This window comes from Actinophytocola gossypii, assembly GCF_025165815.1.
Lineage (GTDB): Bacteria > Actinomycetota > Actinomycetes > Mycobacteriales > Pseudonocardiaceae > Actinophytocola > Actinophytocola gossypii.
In genome coordinates this window covers 99,719-120,538 of the sequence record NZ_JAFFZE010000016.1, presented here as the reverse complement: position 1 = coordinate 120,538, position 20,820 = coordinate 99,719, and the positions used below count along the sequence as shown (strand labels likewise).

The following is a 20,820-nucleotide window of genomic DNA, read 5'->3' as shown; positions in this document are numbered from 1 at the left end:
TGCTAGGTCGGCCGATCGACGCGCTCTGTTACCGCCGGGCCGGGTCACGGGCTGTGCTCGATGTAGCGTTCGACTCGCGTGGATCGTCCAGACGAAGCTTCAAACAAGGGGAGTGGCCGTGTTCGTACGACGGATCGCGGTGGTCGGCACGGGTTATGTCGGCCTCACCACCGGGGCCTGCCTCGCCTCGCTCGGCCACCACGTGGTGTGCGCCGACGTGGACGCGGACAAGGTGAAGCGGCTGTGCGCCGGTGAGATCGACATCCTGGAGCCGGGCCTGGCCGAGCTGGTCAGCGAGGGCATGGCGGCCGGCCGGCTGTCGTTCGTCCTCGGCGCGGCGGCCGCCGTCGAGGGCTCCGAGGTCGTGTTCCTCTGCGTGCCGACCCCGATGGGCGTCGGCGGCGTGGCGGACCTGTCGATCGTCGAGTCGGTGATCGAGGAGGTCGGCGGGCTGCTGCCGCCGGGCAGCGTCGTGGTCAACAAGTCGACCGTGCCGGTCGGCAGCGCGCAGCGCACCGCCGAGCTGCTCGAGCGCGACGACGTCGCCGTCGTGTCGAACCCGGAGTTCCTGCGCGAGGGCTCCGCGGTGCACGACTTCCTCAACCCGGACCGGATCGTCGTCGGCTGCGACCAGCAGGACGCCGCCGAGCGCGTGGCCGCCCTGTACGCCCGCCTCGGCGCGCCGACCGTGCTGACCGACGCGGCGAGCGCGGAGCTGGTGAAGTACGCGGCGAACTGCTTCCTGGCGATGAAGCTGTCCTACGTGAACGCGATCGCCGAGCTGTGCGACCGGCTGGGCGCGAACATCTCCGACGTCACCGAGGGCATGGGCTACGACAAGCGGATCGGCCAGGCGTTCCTGTCGCCCGGCCCCGGCTGGGGCGGCTCCTGCCTGCCCAAGGACACCTCGGCGATGCTCCAGCTGGCCGACGCGGCGGACTTCGAGTTCCGCCTCATCCGGGCCACGATCGACACGAACAACCGGCAGCGCCAGCGCATGGTCGAGAAGGTGCGCCTCGCGGTCACCGGCAAGCGCGGCGGCTCCCTGTCGAAGGTGCGCCTCGGCCTGCTCGGCCTGACCTTCAAGGCGGGCACCGACGACCTGCGCGACTCCCCGGCCCTCGCGGTGGCCGCGCTGCTGCGCCAGGCCGGCGCCAAGCTGACCGCCTACGACCCGGCGCTGTCCTCGGGCGAGGGCCGCGCGGAGCTGGACGGCATCGCGGTGGTCGACGACCCGTACCGCGCCGCGGAGGGCGTCGAGGCGGTGATCGTGCTGACCGAGTGGCCGGAGTTCCGCTCGCTCGACTGGTCGAAGCTCGCCGGCGTCGCGTCCCGGCCGGTGGTCGTCGACACCCGCAACCTGCTCGACCCGGACGTGGTCCGCCGCGCCGGCTTCCAGTGGGAGGGCCTGGGCCGCCGCTGACCTGGCTTTTCGTCCGCGCGGCCGGTCAGAACCGGACGACCGCGAGGGCCTGGTCGTCGTGCACCTTCGGGCGGGGCCAGCGCTCGCCGTTCGGGTCGCCCTCCTCGGCGGCGCGCACGGCGTCGAGCACGGCCTGCGGGCCCTCGGCGTCGACCAGCGCGACGACGCCGGTCCAGTCGAACAGGCCGTAGTCGTCGACGCCGCAGGAGACGCCGTCGCTGGCGAGCAGGATCTGGCGGACCTCCTGGCGCGGCCAGGTGGCGCGCACGGCCTGGTAGGCGGCGTCCGGGTCGGCCTCGGCGACCCAGAACCCGCCCTCGGTGTTGCGCAGCCGGCCGACGTTCGCGGCCGCGGTGCGCAGGGCGGCGACGTGCTCGGTGCCGTAGCCTCCGCCGTCGCGCAGCCGGGCGCGGTAGCCAGGGCCGGTGCGGGGGACGCGGGCGAGCCGCTCGTCGGCGAGGACCCGGGGGCCGTCACCGGTGACCGCGACCACCGGGCTGTCGGCCAGCACCAGGCCTTCCACGACGTCGTCCGACCAGCGCGCGATCGCGACCGTACTCGACGGTGACTCGCCGGGGACGAGGCCGTTCTCCCTGGCCACGGCCTGGATGGCGGCGGCGAGCAGGTCGGCCAGGTCCATCGTCGGGTACCCGCTGAGCCGCCCGGCGAGAGCGCCGGCGAGCCGGCTCGCGTACCAGCCGCCGCCGCGGCCGCCCGGGAGGACCGAGGTGGCGCCGTCGAGCAGCACGACCGCGCCGGGCAGCACGGCGACGACGTCCTCGCTGGGCCGGGGCTGCCCGTCGAGCCCGACGCCCGGTCGTTCGGCCACGTCGACGTCCATGATCCACATCCTACGTGTCAACGCGGGTTGACAGCGTCGATCTGTCAACGTAGGTTGACGACATGAGTGAAGCGACGCAGTTGGCCACCGCGGCCGGCGACGCCGACCCGCGAGTCGGGCTCCGCGCCGTCGCCGCGCTGCGCACCCTGTTGGAGCGCCTGGAGTCGGTCCAGGTCCGCAGCGCGCGGGCGAAGGGCTGGTCGTGGCAGGAGATCGCCGTCGAGCTGGGCGTCACCCGGCAGGCGGTGCACAAGAAGCACGGGAGGTCGTGAGATGTTCGAGAGGTTCACCCACGCGACCAGGCAGGTCGTCCTGGACGCCGTCACCGAGGCCGAACGCGAGCAGGCCCCCGAAGTCACCCCCGAGCACCTCCTACTGGCGCTCCTGAACGGCACCCGCTCCGCCCCCGTCCTGGCCGAAGCCGGCATAACCAGGCAGGCCCTCCTCGAAGCGTTCGCCGCCACCCACCGCCAAGCCGGCCTCACCGACGCCGACACCCAAGCCCTGGCCGAACTCGGCATCGACGTACCCGCGATCGTCGACACCGTCGAGCGCACCCACGGCCCCGGCGCCCTGGCCGCCCCCCGCCGCCGCCACTACCCCATGAGCCACATCCCCTTCGCCCCCACCGCCAAAGCCGTCCTCTCCGGCGCCCTACGTCAAGCCAAGGAACGCCGCCACCGCCACATCGGCGACGACCACGTCCTCCTCGCCCTCGCCACCACCTCCGGCCCCGCCGCCCAGGCCCTCGCCGCCCACGACCTCACCTACCCCGACCTCCGCACCCGCCTGGCCCAAGCCAGCTGACCCCGCGAGTCGTACGCTCCCGCCCCGCGAGTCGTACCTTCCCGGAACGTACGACTCACCGACCCGGAACGTACGACTCGCGACCTCCGCGAGTCGTACGTTCCCGTCGCGCGAGTCGTACGTTCCCGTCGCGGGAGGTCGCCGGGTCAGGCCGCCGTGGTGGTCGGGGCCGGGGCTCGCCAGGTCACCCACGGCAGGAACGCCTGGGTGAGGGGGCCGATGGCCAGCGCGTACACCACGGTGCCCACGCCGACCGTCCCCCCGAGCAGCCAGCCCACCGCGAGCACCGCCAGCTCGATCCCCGTCCGCACCACCCGGATCGACAACCCCGTCCGCGCCGCCAGCCCGGTCATCAGCCCGTCCCGCGGCCCCGCTCCGAGCCGTATCCCGATGTACGTCGCCGTCGCCAGCCCGTTCAGCACCACGCCGCCGAGCATCAGCGCGATCCGCACGGCCATCGCCTCCGGCGGATCGACCAGCGCGAGCGTCCCGTCCACCGCCACCGCGATCACCAGGATGTTCGCCACCGTCCCGATCCCCGGCCGTTGCCGCAGTGGCACCCAGCACAGCAGCACCACCGCCCCGACCAACCCCGTGACCAGCCCGAACGTCAACCCCGTCCGCTCCGACAGCGCCTCGTGCAGCGTGTCCCACGGATTCAGCCCCAACGCCCCGCGCACCATCAGCCCCATGCTCGCGCCGTACAGCGTCAGCCCACCGACGAGTTGCGCCAGCCGGCGCACCGGGCTCCGGCGCGCGGAAACAGTGTTCAAGTCCACCTGGCCATCCTGCGGCAGTCCACTCTTCCCGTTCAATGACCAATCTGGAATTATTGGCCTGTGCTCCCACCAGGTGGACGGGTGAACGCTCGCAGATTGGCCCAACTGCTCGGTTCCTGGCGCCGCCACGGATCCCGGCAGGGTGCCGCCGACCTCGCCGCCGGGGTACGCCTGCTCGTCCTCGACGGCAGGCTCCCCGCCGGCACCGGTCTGCCCCCGGAACGCGAGGTCGCCGCCGCGCTGGACGTCAGCCGCACCATGGTCGCCGCCGCCTGGGAACGGCTGCGTGCCGACGGCCTGGTCGTCAGCCGTCGGGGCGCCGGCTCGTGGACCGCGCTGCCGCGCGACACCCGCCGGGGCGAGTACGACGACTCGCTCGACGGCCTCCGCCCGGTCATCGACCTCGCCCGCGCCGTGCCGTCGTCGGTCGCCGGCGTCGCCGAGGTCGCCGAGGCCGCGCTGCCCCGGCTCGCCACCGAACTGCGCGGCCACGGCTACTACGAACAGGGCCTGCCCGAGCTGCGGGAACGCATCGCCGCCCGGTACACCGAGCGCGGCCTGCCGACCAGCGCCGACGAGATCCTGGTGACCAACGGCGCCCACCACGGCCTGGCGCTGGCACTGCGGCTGCTGGTCGGCCCCGGCGACCGCGTGCTCGTCGAACAGCCGACCTACCCCAACGCGATCGAGGCCGTCCGCGCCGCGCACGCCCTCCCGGTCCCGGTCGCGATGACCGACGACGGCTGGGACCTCGACGCGGTCGAGGCCACCCTCCGGCAGGCCGCGCCCCGCCTCGCGTACCTGATCGTCGACTTCCAGAACCCGACCGGACACCAGCTCACCGAGTCGGCCCGCGCCCGCCTCGGCGCCGCCCTGCGTCGCGCCCGGACCCCGGTGGTGGTCGACGAGACCCAGGTCGAGCTGGACCTGCGGGCCGAGCCGGTCCCGCTGCCTCCGCTCGGCGCGTTCGCCGGCGACCTGGTGCTGGCCACCGGCTCGGCCGGCAAGTCCCATTGGGGCGGGCTGCGGATCGGCTGGGTGCGCGCGTCGGCGGAGCTCGTCGACCGGCTCCTCGCCGCCCGCCGCGGGCTCGACCTCGGCACGCCGGTGTTCGAGCAGCTGGTGCTGGCCGAGCTGCTCGGCGCGCCGCCCGCGCCCCTTCGGGAGCGCCGCGCCACGCTGGCCGCCCAGCGGGACGTGCTCGTCGACGCGGTGCGGGCGGAGTGCCCGGACTGGTCGTTCCTGGTGCCGGACGGCGGCCTGTCGCTCTGGTGCCGGCTGCCGGGGCCGGTGAGCACCCGGATCTCGGCGGTGGCCCAGAACTTCGGGGTGCGGGTGGTGCCCGGCTCGTTCTTCGCCGTGCACGGCGGCTTGGAGCGGTGGCTTCGACTGCCGTACGTGCGCCCGGCGGAAGAGCTGGTGGAAGCGGTGCGCCGGCTGTCCCAGGCGGCCGCGTCGGTGGCCGAGACGAGGGCGCCGACGGCCGGCGACGGGTTGATTCCGGTCACGTGACTAGCGCGGGAGACGGTATACAGGGTAAAAAGCAGTGCGCTGGATGGCCTAGTCCAATTGCGGCCATCCAGCGCACTGTTCGCCTCTGGTCTGCTCGGCAGGGCGAGGCCGGCACAGCCCCTCGTTGTGCCGACCTGGGTGGTGGCGAGGGGGGGGCGCCCCGGCGCGGGGGGGGCCGCGGGGCCCCGGGGCCGGGCCCCGACCTGACCGGGCGCGGTCGGCAGGTCGGGTAGCTGAGGTTGTTCTGTTCGGCGGATCGGCGGTGAAGCTCGATCGGGTATCGGGTTACGACGAGCGGCGCAACGCGGTCGTCGCGAGAGCAGACGGCTCCGCTGTGGGGCGGCAGGCTCAGTCGGGCGAGGTGGCGGGCAGCCCGGCGACCCGCCCGGAGGCGTCTGCGGCGCGGCCCCGGGTGGTGAACTCGCCCGCCGGGGGCGCCAACGGCGGGTGCGCGGAGAGCACGCCGTGAGCGCCCCGCGCCCCGCTGGAGTGATCGTGCCCGGTCGAAGCGGCCGAACCGCCCCCCACCGGTGCCGGCGCCGGCGCCTTCACCGGCTTGCCCGGCCCGGTCGACTTGTGCGCGCGCTCACCGACGGACCCACCGACCTCTTCGGACATACCCACCGGAGCGTGCATGCTCACCGAAGGCTGAGGAACATCCCCCGTCCAGGTGACAGTGCTCGCCGACGCCGGGACGTCGACCCGAGGAGCCGGCACCGGCTCCGGTGCGCCCTCCACCGGCACCGCGACATCCGCAGCCGGTGGTGCGGTCGGCACGTCGTCGAAGCCCTCGCCGATGTCGTCGAAGTCGTCGAAGAAGCCCCCGACGGTGTCGGTGAAATCGCCGATCAAGTCGTCGAGGCCGCCGCCGTGGCCGGGCGGAGTGTGCGGTGCCGGCGGGTAGGACGGCAGGTCGAAGTCCGGCAGCTGGAAGATCGGCAGGTCCGGCAGCGCGGGAAGCGACAGACCGAGCAGGACGACCGAAGGCGGTTCGACGACGGGAACGTCGAACGGCCGGTCGAGCAGCTGGCTGACATCCGGCATGACGGGCGGTTCGGGAGCGTGCTCGACCAGGAGGACCTGAGGCAGGTCGACCAGCGCCTCCGACGCGCCGAACGGCGACTGGCCGGGTAGCTCGGCGTACCCAGGCGAGTCGCCCGGGCGGTGTGCGGTGCCGAGCTGGTTGGACCAGCTGCTCGGGTCGGGCGTATCGCCGGGCGGCCCGGCGGATGGCGGGCCATCGGGCTGGTCGCCGGCCGGAAGGTCACCGAATGGGTCGGAGTGGTCGCCGGAAGGCGCCCCGTTGGTGGGGTCGGGCTGGCCGGGCGACAAGCCGTCGGTCGGCAGGTCGCCGCTGTGGCCGGGCTGGTCAGCGGGTGGGAGCCCGCCGGCGTCGTCGGGCTGCCCGGACGGCAGGTCGCCGGTCGGGTCGGGCTGGTCGGCGGGTGGCAGGTCGCCGGTTTGGTTGGAGGGCAGGTCACCAGCCGCGTCAGGCCGCTCGGCGGGTGGCGGGTCGCCGGCTTGATCGGAGTGACCGGAAGGTACGTCGTCGGCTTGGTTCGGCTGGTCGACCGGTGGGCCGGCCTGCTCGCCCGGCTCGCGTCCGGCGTGCTCGGCGGATGGTGCGCTGGCCTGCTCGCCTGATTCGTGATCGGCGTGCTCGCCGGATGGTGGGGTGGTCTGCTCGCCTGGTGTCTGGTCGCCCGACGAGTCACCGGCGGGGGGTTGGCCAGCGGGTTCGTTCGGCAACTCGGCCGGAGACTGGCCGGTGGACTGGTCGGGGCGCTCGTCCTCGGCCGGCGAGGCGGCGGCCCGCTGCGCGGCCGGCGTGCCGTCCGCCGCTGGCGAAGGGGCCGGGGCGGCAGCGGCGCCACCGGCGACGAGTACCGACAGCAACCAACCCGCGCCCGCGAGGGTCGTGACCAGCGCGGCTCGGCGCAGCAACCGGCGGCCTCGGCCGCTGGTTGGCGCCCGCACGCCGTCCACCCCGACCACCACCGTCCATTGCTCACGCCAACGCGTCGAAAGGGCTGCCGTTTCGACTGTGCACACTATCCAGCACCGCACCGACAGTGTGCACCCTAGCGGCGGTGATTCCACCCGGAAAGACGGCAAAAGCGCACCTTATCGGCCGTACGCCCCCCAGTTGATCACATGCGGTAAGGCCCCGCGCCCTGGGTAGTACTACTCATTTCGCTCGTCCAGCGGCACCGGGCCGCCATTCGGTCCGTCCGACCCTCCACGACCACGGAGGGGGACACCATGACTACCACGAGCAACACCATCCACGGGGACAACGACTGGTCCGACCTGCTGGACCGGCACACCCCGGTCGTCTGGCTCGTCGCACGATCCCACCGGCTCGACCACGCCGACGCCGCCGACGCCGTGCAGAACACCTGGACCGCGCTCGCCGAGCACCTGCCCCGGATCAACTCGCCCGACCGGCTCCGCTCCTGGCTGGTCACCACCGCCCGCCGGGAGAGCCTGCGCATCCGCTCGCGCCGCGACCGGGACCAGGACCTGCCCGCCAGCTGCCCGGAACCCTGCGTCAGCGTCCGGGACCGGCAGGTCTGGCTCGCCTTCGGCGCCCTCTCCGACCGGTGCCGCCTGCTCCTCGCCCTGCACGCCCACGCGCCCGAGCTCAGCCACGCCCAGCTCGCCGCCGCCCTCGAGATGGCCACCGGCAGCGTCGGCCCCACCCGCACCCGCTGCCTCGACCACCTCCGCCGGCTGCTCCCCGCGGAGTGACCGGCCCCCTCAGGACACCAGCCGGTGCAGGCGGGTGACCGCCTCGTCGATGACCTCGTCGCGCTTGCAGAACGCGAACCGCACCACGTGCCGCCACGGGCCCGGGTCGTCGGTGAACCCCTGGACCGGCACCGCGGCCACGCCGATCAGCTCCGGCAGCCGCCAGCACAGCTCCGCCCCGTCCGCGAACCCGAGCGGCCGCACGTCGGCGCACACGAAGTACGTCCCGGCGCTCCGCCGCACCCCGAAGCCCGCCGCGGCCAGGCCAGCCGACAGCCGGTCGCGCTTGGCCTCCAGGTCGGCGCGCAGCCCGCCCACCCACGCCGACTCGTGCGTCAGCGCGTGCGCGACCGCGGGCTGGAACGGCGCCCCGCCGACGAACGTCATGAACTGCTTGGCCGCCTTCACCGCCGACACCAGCTCCGCCGGCCCGCACGCCCAGCCGATCTTCCACCCCGTGCAGTTGAACATCTTCCCCGCACTGGAGATCGTCACCGTCCGCTCGGCCATCCCGGGCAGCGACCCGAGCGGCACGTGCTCCACCCCGTCGTAGGTCAGCGACTCGTACACCTCGTCGGTCACCGCGACCAGGTCGTGCTCGACGCACAGGGCCGCGATCCCGGCCAGCTCCGCGCGGTTGAACACCGTCCCGGTCGGGTTGTGCGGGGAGTTGACCAGGATCGCCCTGGTCCGCGGGCCGATCGCGGCCGCCAGCGCGTCCAGGTCGACCGCGAACCGGCCGTCCTCGGCCTCCACCAGCGGCACCACCCGCCTGGTCGCGCCGGCCAGCGCCACCGACGCGGCGTAGGAGTCGTAGTACGGCTCGAACAGCACCACCTCGTCGCCCGGCTCCACCAGGGCCAGCATCGACGCCGCCACCGCCTCGGTCGCGCCTACGGTGACCAGCACCTCGGTGTCCGGGTCGAACGACGTGCCGTACCGCTCCCGCTGTGCGGCGATCGCCGCGCGCAGCTCCGGCCGGCCGGGGCCGGGCGGGTACTGGTTCACCCCGTCGGCGATCGCCCGCTGGGCCGCCGCGAGCATCGACGGCGGGCCGTCGGTGTCGGGGAAGCCCTGGCCCAGGTTGACCGCTCCGGTCCTGGTGGCCAGCGCGGTCATCTCGGCGAAGATCGTCGACGTGAAGGGCTCGAGTCGGGGAACCAAGGCTTTCCGGCGCACGGTCACGCAGTCTCACGGACAATGGTGGGGTGCGGCAACCGACGGTCCCCACCACCAGCGCCCCCGTCCCGGGTGAGGCCGAGAAGCAGCGCGGCCTGCGGAAGATGAAACTGGTCGCCCTGTCCTTCCTGCTCGGCGCCACGGTCATCTTCCTGGCCATGTCCTTCTGGCAGTCCGCCGGCGCGCCCGGCTGGGTCGGCTACGTCCGGGCCGCGGCCGAGGCCGGCATGATCGGCGCGCTCGCCGACTGGTTCGCCGTCACCGCGCTGTTCCGGCACCCGCTGGGCATCCGGATCCCGCACACCGCGATCATCCCGACCCGCAAGGACGCGCTCGGCTCCAGCCTCGGCGACTTCGTCGGCACGAACTTCCTGTCCGAGCAGGTCGTGCGGGAACGGCTGCGCCGGATCGGCGTGGCGCGGCGGCTCGGCGGGTGGCTCGGCGAGCCGGCGAACGCCGAACGGGTGACCGCCGAACTGTCGACCGTCGTTCGTGGCGCGGTCGCGGTGCTGCGTGACGAGGACGTGCAGGCCGTGATGGAGCAGGCCGTGGTCCGGCGGGTGGTCGCGGTGCCGTGGGGCCCGCCGCTCGGCAAACTGCTCGGTGGCGTGATCGCCGACGGCTCGCACCACAAGCTGGTCGACCTGATGTGCGACCGGGCCTACGAATGGGTGAAGGCGAATCACACGACCGTGTTGCGGGTGGTGTCGGACCGGGCGCCGAGCTGGTCGCCGAGGTTCGTCGACTCGATGGTCGCGGACAAGGTCTACGGCGAGGTGCTGTCGTTCGCCTGGCTGGTCAAGACCGACCCGAACCACCCGATGCGGATGGCGATCGACAAGTTCCTGGCCGAGTTCGCCGCCGACCTGCGCACCGACCCGGCGACCATGGAGCGCGCCGAGCAGGTCAAGCAGCAGGTCCTGGAGCACCCCGAGGTGCAGAACGTGATCGGCTCGGCCTGGTCGACGGCGAAGGCCATGCTGCTCGACGCCGCCGAGGACCCGTCGAGCGAACTGCGCCGCCGGGTCCGCGAGGGCCTGGTGTCGCTCGGCCGCCGGCTGACCGACGACGACGCGCTGCGGGACAAGGTTGACGGCTGGGTCGAGGGCGCCGCCGCCTACGTGGTGCTCAACTACCGCGACGAGATCACCACGCTGATCACCGACACCGTGCAGCGCTGGGACGCCGAGGAGACGTCCCGCAAGGTGGAGCTGCAGGTCGGCCGCGACCTGCAGTTCATCCGGATCAACGGCACCGTCGTCGGCGCCCTGGCCGGCCTGCTGATCTACACCGTCGCGCAGCTCATCGTCTAGCCGCCCGCTCCCGCCAGCCGCGCGCCTTCCGCCGGTTGCCGCAGACCTGCATCGAGCACCAGGTGCGGGAGTGGTTGCGGGAGCGGTCGTAGAACGCCCACCGGCAGTCGTCGGCCGGGCACACCTTCACCCGGTCCCACCGCCCGAGCACCACCAGCCGGCTCGCCGCCGCGAGGACCGCGCCCACCACGTCCGGCGCGACCACCCTGGGCACGCCGTCGACCACCGACGCGGTCACCGGCACGTGCACCGGGCGCACCCCGGCCACCGGGTCCCCGACCGCGGCCCGCAGCGTCGCCCGCACCCCGGCCGGATCGACGTCGCCGCGCGCCAGGCCCCGCTCGGCCAGCCAGCCGTCCCACGCCACCGGATCGTCGAGCAGATCGGTGCCCCGCTCCCGGTCGACCGTGTTCAGGAAGTCCAGCACCAAGGCCACGTCCTCGGTCATCCCGCCATCCTACCCCGTGCGAACGAACCCGCAGGTCAGCACGCTAAACACCAGGTGTATAGAACGCGGCTATACACCCTGTGTACTCTGCTCGGCATGTCAGTCGGTCACACGTTGTTAGGTCTGCTGGAACACGGGCCCCGGCACGGGTACGACCTCAAGCGCGCCTACGACGAGCACTTCGGCCAGGACCGTCCGCTGCACTACGGGCAGGTCTACGCGACCCTGTCCCGGCTGCTCAAGAACGGCCTGATCGAGGAGAGCGGCGTCGAGCAGGGCGGCGGCCCGGACCGCAAGCGCTACGCGGTCACCGCCGAGGGCGTCACCGACGTCGAGCGCTGGCTCAGCACGCCGGAGAAGCCGGCGCTCTACCTGCAGAGCACCCTCTACACCAAGGTCGTCATCGCGCTCATGTCCGCGCGCGACGCCGAGGACGTGCTCGACTCCCAGCGCGCCGCCCACCTCGACACCATGCGCGAGCTCACCGCCCGCAAGGCCCGCGGCGACCTGTCCGACCAGCTGATCTGTGACCACGCGCTCTTCCACCTCGAGGCCGACCTGCGCTGGCTGGAACTCACCGCGGCCCGCCTCACCGAACTCCGAAAGCAGGTACGTCCATGACCAACGCGATCCTGGCGGCCGACGCCGTCGTGAAGTCGTTCGGGCCGACCAAGGCGCTCGACGGCGCCTCCATGTCGGTCCGCCCCGGGGAGGTCGTGGCCGTCATGGGCCCGTCCGGCTCCGGCAAGTCCACCCTGCTGCACTGCCTCGCCGGCATCATCAAGCCCGACCGCGGCCGGGTCATCTACGACGGGCGCGACCTCGGCGCCATGCCCGACGTCCCGCGCTCGGCACTGCGCCGCACCGAGTTCGGCTTCGTGTTCCAGTTCGGCCAGCTCGTGCCGGAGCTGACCTGCGTGGAGAACGTCGCCCTGCCGCTGCGCCTCGGCGGCCGCAAGCGCCGCGACGCCGAGGCCAAGGCCCGCGAGTGGCTCACCCGGCTCGAGGTCGACGACGTCGCGCCCAAGCGGCCGGGCGAGGTCTCCGGCGGCCAGGGCCAGCGGGTCGCGGTGGCCCGCGCGCTGGTCACCGCGCCGAAGGTGATCTTCGCCGACGAGCCGACCGGCGCGCTGGACTCGCTGAACGGCGAGCACGTCATGCGCCTGCTGACCGAAGCGGCCAAGGAGTCGGGCGCGGCGGTCATCCTGGTCACCCACGAGGCTCGGGTCGCGGCGTACTCCGACCGCGAGGTCGTGGTCCGCGACGGGCGCACCCGCGAGGTGGCGTTCGCATGAGGGGGTGGGTGAGCGACCTCGCCCTGGGGATCCGGCTGGCCGTCGGGGGCGGCCGGAGCTCCATGGCGAGGTTCGCGCTCAGCACGTTCGGCATCGCGATCGCGGTGGCCGTGCTGCTCGTGGGGGCCTCGGTCGGCAGCATGGTCGAGGAGAACGGCAAGCGCGAGGCGGCCGACGTGTACTGGCTGGAGGGGCAGTCGGAACCGGCGGCCGGCGTCGACCCGCTGTACATCTCCGAGCAGTCGACCGAGTTCCGCGGCGAGCGGGTCGAGATCAACTACGTCTACTCCGACGGCGCCGACCACCCGCTGCCGCCGGGCGTCGACCGCCTGCCCGGGCCGGGCGAGATGCTCACCTCGCCCGCGCTGGCGGACCTGTTGGCCTCCTCGGACGGGCAGCTGTTGCGGCCCCGGCTGCCGGGACCGGTCATCGGCACCCTCGGCAAGGAGGTCGTCACCGAGCCGGACGACCTGAAGGCGTACGTCGGCGCGGAGCCGGCCTTCGTCGAGGCCGGCGAGGCGCAGGCGGTCTACCGGTTCACGGAGGTGCCGACCGGCACCGGCATGCCGCCGCAGCTGTTGCTGCTCGTGCTGATCGGCGCGGTCGTGTTGCTGCTGCCGGTGTTCATCTTCGTCAGCTCGGCCAGCCGGATCGCCGGCGCGGAACGTGACCGCAGGCTCTCGGCGCTGCGGCTGGTCGGCGCCGGCTCGCGGCAGGTGCGCCGGATCGCGGCGGCGGAGTCCCTGGTCAGCGCGCTCGCCGGGCTGGTCCTGGGGTCGGCGGCGTTCCTGTACCTGCGGACGTTCGCCGAGGACGTCGAGTTCTTCGGGATGCGGGTGTACCAGAGCGACGTGGTGCCGAGCCCGGTGCTGGTGGGCCTCATCGTGTTGGCCATCCCGGCGCTCGCGGTGCTCACCGCCCTGTTCGCGCTGCGCCGCACGATCATCGAGCCGCTCGGCGTGGTCCGGCGGACCAAGCCGGTGCGCAGGCGGGCCTGGTGGCGGTTCGCCATGGTCGCGGTGGGCGTGGTGCTGCTGTTCACCGGCGGCGGCGGGGACGAAGGCTCGGACACCTGGGCGGTCGCCGTGTCGGTCGGGACCACGTTGCTGCTGGTCGGGGTGCCGGTGCTGCTGCCGTGGTTGGTGGAGCGGGTGTCCGGGCGGATCCACGGCGGGCCGTCGTCGTGGCAGCTCGCCATCCGGCGGCTGCAGCTGGACAGCGGCACGTCGGCCAGGGTGGTCGGCGGCATCGCGGTCGTGCTCGCCGGGGCGATCGCGCTGCAGACGATGCTGATGACCCTGGAGAGCGACGTCGGGCTGGCGAACGCGCCGGAGGAGCAGCCGGAGCCGACCATCGAGGTGCGGGCCGAAGAATCGGTCGCCGACGAGGTGACCGACGAGGTGATCGCGGTGCCGTCGGTGCTGGCGACGCACCAGGTGCGCGGCACCTCCGTGTACGTGCCGGGCCAGTCGGCCGAGGCGGCCGGTTACCCGTACCTGCACGTGATGGACTGTGCGGCGTTGCTGGCGTTCAGCGGCGTCGAGGACTGCACCGACGGCGACGTGTTCCGGTTCGCCGGCATGGGCGACCAGGTGCGGCCGGGTCAGCGGCTCGAGTTCCGCGAGTACCTTGACCCCAACGCGCCCGAGGGCGACTACGACGTCGTCGGCGACTGGACCGTGCCGGAAACCGTGCGGGAGGTGCCGACGGAGCGCGCGGACTACGCCTACGGGGGGACGATCGCGACCCCGGGCGCGGTCGAGGGCGTCACGCTGCCGGAGATGCGGACCGTCATCCGGGTCGAGGCCGACCCGAACTCCGACGAGCTGGAGCAGCTGCGCAACGCGGTGGCCGGCTTCGGGTGGCGGGCGTCGATGTTCTCGTACAACACGGCCGAGGACCGGACGGCCGACCAGCAGATGTTCGTGACCATCCGCAACGGGCTCTACGCGGGCGCGATCTTCACCCTGCTGCTGGCCGGGGTGAGCCTGCTGGTGTTGGCGCTGGAGCAGATCCGGGAGCGTCGCCGCCCGCTGGCGATGCTGGTGGCGAGCGGGGTGCAGCGTGCGGTGATCGCGCGGTCGCTGCTGTGGCAGGTGGCGCTGCCGATCGCGCTCGGCGTGCTGGTCGCGGTGCTCACCGGGGTCGGCCTGGCGTGGCTGGTCGTGCGCATCACCGACGAGCCGTTCTCCATCGACTGGCTCGGCGTCGGCCTGCTGTCCGCCGGCGCGGCGCTGCTCTCGATCCTGGTCACGGCGATGACGCTGCCGTTCCTGCGCAGCGCCACCCGGCTCACCTCGCTGCGCACGGAGTGAGGCGCGAATTCGATGCAACCGGCGGGCGAACCCGGCGCATGTCTAACGGTAGAGCGCCGTCGAACCGCGACGGCGCGGTCATCGAGGGATGTTGAATGCGCACACGAAAGTGGGTCGTGTCGGGACTCGCCGCGGCCGCGTTGGTGATCGGCACGCCGCTGGTGGCACTGGCCATGGCGGACTCCGACCAGCCGGCGCCGGTGCCTGAGCCGAGCGAGGTGCCGCCGGCGCCGGTGCGTGAGCCGGTCGCGGAACCGCCGTCGAGTGTGCCGGCACCGCCGGTCGCCGTTCCCGGGTCGGGGCAGCCGGCGGACCCGGTGGCGGTTCCCGGGCCGGAGGCGCCGGTGGCCGTTCCCGCGCCGCCGGTGTTGGAGCCGGGGTCGGGCGCGGCGGCACCGCCGGTGATGGAGCCGGGGCCGGGCGCGGTGCCGCCGCCGGTGATGGAGCCGGGGTCGGGTGAGACGGCGCCGCCAGTGGCGGTTCCGGCGCCGCCCGTGATGGAACACGCGCCTCCGGTGGCGGTTCCGGCCGAGCCGGCGGGGTCGTAGCGACCCTGGTGGGCGACAACCGTCCGTCCTACGACGGAGAGTTCAGCGAGTACTTCGCAGCGCGTGCGCACGCGCTGCGAAATACCGCGCACCTCCTGTGCGGCGACTGGCACCGCGCGGAGGACATCACCCAGCTCGCCATGTTGAAGCTGTATGTCGCCTGGCCCCGGCTGGCCCGGCGCGACTCCCTCGACGCCTACGCGCGGCGTGTGGTGGTACGGACGTTCCTCGCCGAGAACCGGCGCGGCTGGCGGCGGCGCGAGCAGCTCACCGAAGAACCGCCGGACACCGTGGCGCCCACCGACGGTGACAGCGCCCACCGGCTGCTGCTGGTCCGCGCGCTGGCCGCGGTCCCCCCGAGGCAACGCGCGGTCCTCGTGCTCCGCTACTGGAACGACCTGAGCGTCGACGAGGTCGCCGCCGCCCTCGGCTGTTCGACCGGCACCGTCAAGAGCCAGGCCGCCCGGGGCCTCGCGACCCTGCGGCAACGACTCGGACCGCACTTCACCGAGGCCACGACCGAGGAAAGGAGTGACGCTCGTGCACGACGAACACGTGCGGACGTTGTTCCACCGCATCGGTGACGGGCCACCGCTCGGTATCGACCCCCGGGACGTCATCTCCCGAGGTCGCCGCCTCCGCGCCCGCCGCAGACGGCTCGCGGTCGTCGCGAGCACCGCCGCCATCGCCGGCGTGACCATGCTGGTCGGCGTCGTCGCCGGCGGTGAGGGTCAGCGGCCAACGCCGGAGAACCTGGTACCGGCCGGGCCGACGACCACCACGAGCGTCCCGGCCACCCCGGCCGAGCCCAGTTCCGAGCCCCCGCCGTCGGTGGTGAACCCCGACGGCCACCCGCCGCCCGTGGCCACCTAACGGAGGGCGGCGAGAGCGTCCCGCTCGCGGTGGATGGTCGCCCGCAGCCGCGCGGCCACCCGCTCGATCGCCGTCGTCGGGTCGTCCCGCCCGAAGCAGAGCGGGCCGAGCCCGGTGGTACGCAGCCGCCGGGTCTCCGCGCGGACCTCGTCCAGGCGGTCCCGGGTCTCGGCCACCGCGGCCCACACGTCGTCCTGGTCGGCCGCCACGGCGTCGGCGCCCCACTCGCGGGCCAGGTCCTCCAGCGCGGCGGCGTCCTCGGCGGCGTAGGCGTCGTTGACCCGTGCGGTGAACTCCGCCCGTCGCCCGCGCTCCGCCTCGTCGGTGCCCAGGTCCGGGTGGCACAGCTTGACCAGGCCCCGGTACAGCCGGCGCGCCCGGTCCGGATCGGGCTCCCCGACCTCGACCGGCTCGTCGGCGGGCTCCGCCGGGGGAGGCGCGGCCGGGCGGCGGCCGGTCCGGGTCGCCAGCACCTCGGCCAGCTCGGCGCGGATCTCGGCCAGCTCCTCGCGCAGCGGGCGCACCACCCGCTCGTGCGCGCGGGTGAACGCGGCCAGCTCGGACCGTACCGACGCCAGCTCGGCCCGCGCGGTCGCCAGGGTCTCGCTCACCTCGGCGAGTTCCCGTTCGGCCCACCCGCGCATCCGCACCGCACCGCTCACGACCACCACCGTGCCAGACGTCAGCCGCCGAGGCGGTACAGGCGCAGCGCCACCTGCACCTCCAGCGCCCGCTCCGGCGCCTGCCAGTCCCCGCCGAGCAGCGACGAGATCCGCTCCAACCGCTGCACCACCGTGTTCACGTGCACGTGCAGCCGGTCCTTGGCCCTGGTCAGGTTGCCGCCGCTGTCGAAGTACGCGTACAGGGTGCCCACCAGGTCCGTGCCCCGCCGCTCGTCGTAGTCCAGCACCGGGCCCAGCACCGACCGGACATAGCCCGCCAGGTCCGTGCGGTCGCCGATCAGCTGCCCCACGAACCCCAGCTCCGGCAGCGCCGCCCCCGACCCCGCCCGGCCGAGCGCCAGCAGCGCCCGCACGCACCGGCCGGCCTCCGCCGCGGCGGCGGCCAGCGCCACCGGACCGGACGCCGGTCCCGCGCCACCGACCGTGACCGGGGCGTCCACCGCCGCCGACAGCTCCGTCGCCAGCTTCGGCGCCAGCGACGCCGGGCCGTCGACCAGCAGCACCACCTGGTCGGCGTGCAGGCCGACCAGCGTCGCGTACCGGGTGCACGCCATCGCCAGCCGGCGCCGGGACACCCCGTCGCAGGACGCGATCAGCACCGCGTGCGGCGCGTCCAGGTCGATGCCCAGCCGCCTGCCCCTGGCCAGCAGCCCGGCCGGGTTCCGGTCCGGCGCGGTCAGCAGGTCCGCCAGCAGCTCCCCGCGCACCTCGTCCTCCGCGGCCGCCACCGACCGGCGCAGCAGCAACAGCAGCGCCGCCACCACGCCCGCGCGCTCGAACAGCCGCCGGTCCGCGTCCTCCAGCGACGGCCGGCCGGTCAGCACCAGGCTGCCCAGCAGCTCCTGGCCGGCGACCACCGAGCACACCCAGTCCTCACCCGCGCGCACCGCCCGCCCGGACGACCGCGACGACGCCACCGCCTCCACCGGCGGGAGGGGCGGCGTGGAACCCACGGCGGCCAGCTCGCCGCCGCCGTCGTCGAACAGCGCGATCCCACCCGCGATCCCGACGCCGAGCACCGACGCGACCTCGGTGGCCACCTCCACCAGGTCGCCGCCGCGCAGCACCAGCTCCATCAGCCGGTCGTGCGCGTCCTCGGCCCGGCGCATCGCCGCGTTGTGGCCGCTGATCGTCTCGTTCGCCCGCCTGGTCTCGGCCAGCAGCTGGGCGTTGTCGATGGCGATGGCCGCGTGGTCGGCGAGCGAGGACAGCAGCGCCACCTCCGAGGCGGTGAACTCCCGCCGCGCCCGGTCGGCCGCGAACAGCACCCCGATCACCTTGGTGCCCAGCGACAGCGGCACGCCGAGGATGCCGACCATGCGCTCGGCCGACACCGCCGCGTCGATCGGCCCGGTGTGCGCGAACCGGGGGTCGGCCAGGTAGTCGGCGCTGGAGTACGGGTGCGCGGTCTGCGCCACCAGCCCGCCGAGACCCTCGCCGTGCCCGATCCGCAGGTTCGGCAGCAGCGAGGACACCGACCCGTCGGTCACCCGCATGTACGTCGTCCCGGCCAGCTCGTCGTTCAGGCTCAGGTACGACAGGTCGACGCCGAGCAGCTGCCTGGCCCGCCGCACGATCGAGCTCAGCACCTCGTCCAGGTCCCGCAGCTTCGACAGGTCCCGCGCGGTGTCGAACAACGCGGTCAGCTCAGCCTCGCGCCTGCGGTGCTCGGTCAGTGTCTGCCGGATCCGCAACGCCACCTCGACGGCCCCATCCAGCTCCGGCGCCCCGACCGCGACGTGCGCCAGCCGCTCGCCGCTCGCCCCTTCGGCGAGCAGATCGAGCAACCGGCGCACGGACACGGTCGTCATCGTGTCAGGTGGACCTCCTCGGCGACCACGTCCTGGCCGTCCTCCAACGTCGAGCCGCGGGTCTCCTTCGCGAGCACCACCGCGACCACGGTGAGCAGGCACATCGACGCCAGGTACAGCGACACCGGCAGCGTGCTGTCCCACGCGTCCAGCAGGGCCACCGCGATCAGCGGCGCCACCCCGCCGGCCGCGATCGAGGCCAGCTGGTAGCCGACCGACGCGCCGGAGTACCGCACCCGGGTGCCGAACAGCTCCGCGAAGAACGCCGCCTGCGGCCCGTACATGGCACCGTGCAGCACCAGGCCGACGGTCGTGGCGAACACCATGATGCCGAACGACCTGGTGTCCAGGAGCACGAAGAACACGAACCCCCACACGCCCATCGCGACCGCGCCGAACAGGTACACCGCGCGCCGCCCGACCACGTCGGACAGCAGGCCCCACAGCGGGATCGTGACGAAGTGCACCGCCGAGCCGATCAGTACCGCGTTCAGCCCGACCGAACGATCCAGGTCCAGCGTCTGGGTGATGTAGACCAGGATGAACGCGGTGATCACGTAGTAGGACACGTTCTCCGCCATCCGCGCGCCCATCGCGATCAGCACCGAGCGCCAGCTGTGCCGGAACACCTGCACGATCGGCGCCTTCTCCGCCACCCCGCGTTCCTCGGCCCGCCGCGCCGCCGCCAGGAACACCGGCGACTCGGCCACCGCGAGCCGGATCCACAGCCCGACCACCACGAGCACCGCGGACAGCAGGAACGGGATCCGCCAGCCCCAGGCCAGGAACGCCTCCTCGGTCTGCACCGCGGCCAGGATCGCGAGCACCGCCGTGGCCAGCAGGTTCCCGCCCGGCGCGCCGCTCTGCGGCCAGGACGCCCAGAACCCGCGCCGCCGCGCGCCGCCGTGCTCGGACACGATCAGCACCGCGCCGCCCCACTCGCCGCCGAGCGCGAAACCCTGCACCAGCCGCAGGAACGTGAGCAGCAGCGGCGCGGCGATCCCGATGGCCGAGTAGGTCGGCAGCAGCCCGATGCCGAAGGTCGCCACCCCCATCAGCAGCAGGCTGACCACGAGCAGCTTCTTGCGGCCGACCCGGTCGCCGAAGTGCCCGAACACGAGCCCGCCGATCGGGCGCGCGGCGAACCCGATGGCGTAGGTGGTGAACGCGAGCAGGGTGCCGGAGAGCGGGTCGAAGGTCGGGAAGAACAGCGTGTTGAACACGATCGCGGCGGCGGAGCCGTAGAGGAAGAAGTCGTACCACTCGATCGTGGTGCCGATCATGCTCGCGGACACGATCCTGGCCAGTGAGTGCTTGCCTGAGCTGGTGGGCAGGGAGCTCATGTTTCTCACCACACTTCGTCGGGGGTGGGATGTCAGGTGGCGGTCCAGCCGCCGTCGAGCGGCACGGACGCGCCGGTGATGGAGCGGGCGTGGTCGCCGCACAGCCACAGCACGAGCTCGGCGACCTCGGCCGGCTCGACCAGCCGCTTGACCGGGGAGCGGTCGAGCAGGACCTTCTCGACGACCTCGTCCTCGGCCAGCCCGTGCGCCGCCGCCTGCGCCGCGATCTGCCGCTCGACCAGCGGGGTGCGCACGTAGCCGGGGTCGACGCAGTTGCTGGTCACCCCGTGCGGGGCGCCCTCGACGGCGGCGACCTTGGACAGGCCCTCGAGACCGTGCTTGGCGGTGACGTAGGCGGCTTTGAACGCGCTGGCGCGGCGGCCGTGCGCGCTGGAGACGTGCACGATCCGGCCCCAGCCGCCGGCGTACATGTGCGGCAGGCTGCGGCGGACCAGCAGGAACGGCGCGGTCACCATGACCAGCTGGATCAGCGCGAACGTCTCCGGTGGGAACTCGTGCAGCGGCGCGACGTGCTGCAGGCCGGCGTTGTTGACCAGCACGTCGACCTCGGTGGGCAGGGACTCGATCGCGGCCCCGTCGACCAGGTCGACGACGTGCGCGACGCCGTCGACCTCGGCGGCGGCCTCCTTGGCCGACTCGGCGTCCCGGTCGACCACGTGCACGGTCGCGCCGGCACCGGCGAGAGCCCGCACGCAGGCGCGGCCGATCCCGCTGCCGCCGCCGGTGACCAGCGCGACGCGGCCGGCCAGGTCGATGTGAGCTGGGCCACGATCCATACCGGCAACGCTAGGTAGGGTCAGAGCCCCGGACCATGTGTCGAAGGACCACAGCTCGACCCGGTCTCGTGTGCGTGTCGCACACCTGTGGTCGAGGTCATG

General features: G+C 73.5%; 21 protein-coding genes. 12 read left to right on the top strand and 9 right to left on the bottom strand.

Translation table 11 applies throughout. From position 1 onward, the window contains the following. The first annotated feature begins 118 nt into the window (after positions 1-118). Complete coding sequence (locus JT362_RS21850; RefSeq protein ID WP_260193424.1) at positions 119-1,423, top strand: UDP-glucose dehydrogenase family protein; 1,305 nt, start codon at positions 119-121, stop codon at positions 1,421-1,423. 25 nt (positions 1,424-1,448) lie between these two features. On the opposite strand, the gene JT362_RS21845 is transcribed toward JT362_RS21850, so the two are convergent. Beyond that, the gene (locus JT362_RS21845) at positions 1,449-2,267 is read right to left on the bottom strand and encodes a hypothetical protein (protein ID WP_260193826.1); all 819 of its coding nucleotides are present in this window, start codon (positions 2,265-2,267) and stop codon (positions 1,449-1,451) included. A gap of 59 nt (positions 2,268-2,326) precedes the next feature. Between JT362_RS21845 and JT362_RS21840 the strand changes: the two genes are divergently transcribed. Both JT362_RS21840 and JT362_RS21835 read left to right on the top strand, forming a co-directional pair. After that, positions 2,327-2,536: a helix-turn-helix domain-containing protein gene (locus tag JT362_RS21840; RefSeq protein WP_260193422.1), complete on the top strand. Its 210-nt coding sequence runs from the start codon at positions 2,327-2,329 to the stop codon at positions 2,534-2,536. A 1-nt stretch (position 2,537) separates the two neighbouring features. After that, complete coding sequence (locus JT362_RS21835) at positions 2,538-3,071, top strand: Clp protease N-terminal domain-containing protein (protein WP_260193421.1); 534 nt, start codon at positions 2,538-2,540, stop codon at positions 3,069-3,071. 146 nt (positions 3,072-3,217) lie between these two features. Here the strand turns inward: JT362_RS21835 and yczE are convergent, their stop codons facing one another. Next, the gene (gene yczE / locus JT362_RS21830) at positions 3,218-3,850 is read right to left on the bottom strand and encodes a membrane protein YczE (RefSeq protein WP_260193419.1); all 633 of its coding nucleotides are present in this window, start codon (positions 3,848-3,850) and stop codon (positions 3,218-3,220) included. 81 nt (positions 3,851-3,931) lie between these two features. Here yczE and yczR point away from each other — a divergent pair, with 81 nt between their 5' ends. Further along, positions 3,932-5,362: a MocR-like transcription factor YczR gene (yczR, locus tag JT362_RS21825; RefSeq protein WP_260193418.1), complete on the top strand. Its 1,431-nt coding sequence runs from the start codon at positions 3,932-3,934 to the stop codon at positions 5,360-5,362. 348 nt (positions 5,363-5,710) lie between these two features. On the opposite strand, the gene JT362_RS21820 is transcribed toward yczR, so the two are convergent. Next, entirely contained in the window at positions 5,711-7,339 is a 1,629-nt protein-coding gene (locus JT362_RS21820) for a hypothetical protein (protein ID WP_260193416.1), read from the bottom strand. A 285-nt stretch (positions 7,340-7,624) separates the two neighbouring features. On the opposite strand from JT362_RS21820, the gene JT362_RS21815 reads away from it, so the two are divergent. Next, positions 7,625-8,113 (top strand): RNA polymerase sigma factor, encoded by a 489-nt coding sequence (locus tag JT362_RS21815; protein ID WP_260193415.1) that lies wholly within the window; start codon positions 7,625-7,627, stop codon positions 8,111-8,113. Between the two features lie 9 nt (positions 8,114-8,122). Here JT362_RS21815 and JT362_RS21810 read toward each other — a convergent pair whose 3' ends face one another. Then, on the bottom strand, positions 8,123-9,292 hold the full coding sequence (locus tag JT362_RS21810) for a pyridoxal phosphate-dependent aminotransferase (RefSeq protein WP_260193414.1): 1,170 nt from the start codon (positions 9,290-9,292) through the stop codon (positions 8,123-8,125). Positions 9,293-9,396: 104 nt separating this feature from the next. Here JT362_RS21810 and JT362_RS21805 point away from each other — a divergent pair, with 104 nt between their 5' ends. Then, complete coding sequence (locus JT362_RS21805) at positions 9,397-10,605, top strand: DUF445 domain-containing protein (RefSeq protein WP_260193825.1); 1,209 nt, start codon at positions 9,397-9,399, stop codon at positions 10,603-10,605. On the opposite strand, the gene JT362_RS21800 is transcribed toward JT362_RS21805, so the two are convergent. After that, positions 10,595-11,053: a CGNR zinc finger domain-containing protein gene (locus tag JT362_RS21800; protein ID WP_260193413.1), complete on the bottom strand. Its 459-nt coding sequence runs from the start codon at positions 11,051-11,053 to the stop codon at positions 10,595-10,597. The two genes, JT362_RS21805 and JT362_RS21800, sit on opposite strands and share 11 nt — an antisense overlap. Positions 11,054-11,149: 96 nt before the next feature. On the opposite strand from JT362_RS21800, the gene JT362_RS21795 reads away from it, so the two are divergent. The 6 genes from JT362_RS21795 to JT362_RS21770 all read left to right on the top strand — a co-directional run bounded on the left by JT362_RS21795 (position 11,150) and on the right by JT362_RS21770 (position 16,084). Further along, positions 11,150-11,674 (top strand): PadR family transcriptional regulator, encoded by a 525-nt coding sequence (locus JT362_RS21795; RefSeq protein WP_260193411.1) that lies wholly within the window; start codon positions 11,150-11,152, stop codon positions 11,672-11,674. Further along, the gene (locus JT362_RS21790; RefSeq protein WP_260193410.1) at positions 11,671-12,348 is read left to right on the top strand and encodes an ABC transporter ATP-binding protein; all 678 of its coding nucleotides are present in this window, start codon (positions 11,671-11,673) and stop codon (positions 12,346-12,348) included. Before JT362_RS21795 ends, JT362_RS21790 begins: the two co-directional genes overlap by 4 nt. After that, a complete protein-coding gene (locus JT362_RS21785) occupies positions 12,345-14,663 on the top strand; it encodes an FtsX-like permease family protein (RefSeq protein ID WP_260193409.1) in 2,319 nt (772 codons plus the stop codon). The genes JT362_RS21790 and JT362_RS21785 overlap by 4 nt, the downstream gene beginning before the upstream one ends. 95 nt (positions 14,664-14,758) lie before the next feature. Then, the gene (locus JT362_RS21780; protein ID WP_260193846.1) at positions 14,759-15,211 is read left to right on the top strand and encodes a hypothetical protein; all 453 of its coding nucleotides are present in this window, start codon (positions 14,759-14,761) and stop codon (positions 15,209-15,211) included. Between the two features lie 5 nt (positions 15,212-15,216). Then, positions 15,217-15,795, top strand: coding sequence for a SigE family RNA polymerase sigma factor (locus tag JT362_RS21775; protein ID WP_260193824.1), 579 nt, complete (start codon positions 15,217-15,219; stop codon positions 15,793-15,795). After that, positions 15,752-16,084, top strand: coding sequence for a hypothetical protein (locus JT362_RS21770; protein WP_260193408.1), 333 nt, complete (start codon positions 15,752-15,754; stop codon positions 16,082-16,084). The genes JT362_RS21775 and JT362_RS21770 overlap by 44 nt, the downstream gene beginning before the upstream one ends. Here JT362_RS21770 and JT362_RS21765 read toward each other — a convergent pair. The 4 genes from JT362_RS21765 to JT362_RS21750 are packed head-to-tail and all read right to left on the bottom strand — an operon-like array spanning position 16,081 to position 20,718. After that, positions 16,081-16,746: a hypothetical protein gene (locus JT362_RS21765; protein WP_260193407.1), complete on the bottom strand. Its 666-nt coding sequence runs from the start codon at positions 16,744-16,746 to the stop codon at positions 16,081-16,083. The genes JT362_RS21770 and JT362_RS21765 overlap by 4 nt on opposite strands. Before the next feature lie 20 nt (positions 16,747-16,766). Then, complete coding sequence (locus JT362_RS21760; RefSeq protein ID WP_260193405.1) at positions 16,767-18,578, bottom strand: helix-turn-helix domain-containing protein; 1,812 nt, start codon at positions 18,576-18,578, stop codon at positions 16,767-16,769. Continuing rightward, positions 18,575-19,921, bottom strand: a complete 1,347-nt coding sequence (locus tag JT362_RS21755) for an MFS transporter (RefSeq protein ID WP_260193404.1) — start codon at positions 19,919-19,921, stop codon at positions 18,575-18,577. Before JT362_RS21755 ends, JT362_RS21760 begins: the two co-directional genes overlap by 4 nt. 32 nt (positions 19,922-19,953) lie before the next feature. Then, complete coding sequence (locus JT362_RS21750; RefSeq protein WP_260193403.1) at positions 19,954-20,718, bottom strand: 3-hydroxybutyrate dehydrogenase; 765 nt, start codon at positions 20,716-20,718, stop codon at positions 19,954-19,956. Positions 20,719-20,820 lie beyond the last annotated feature (102 nt).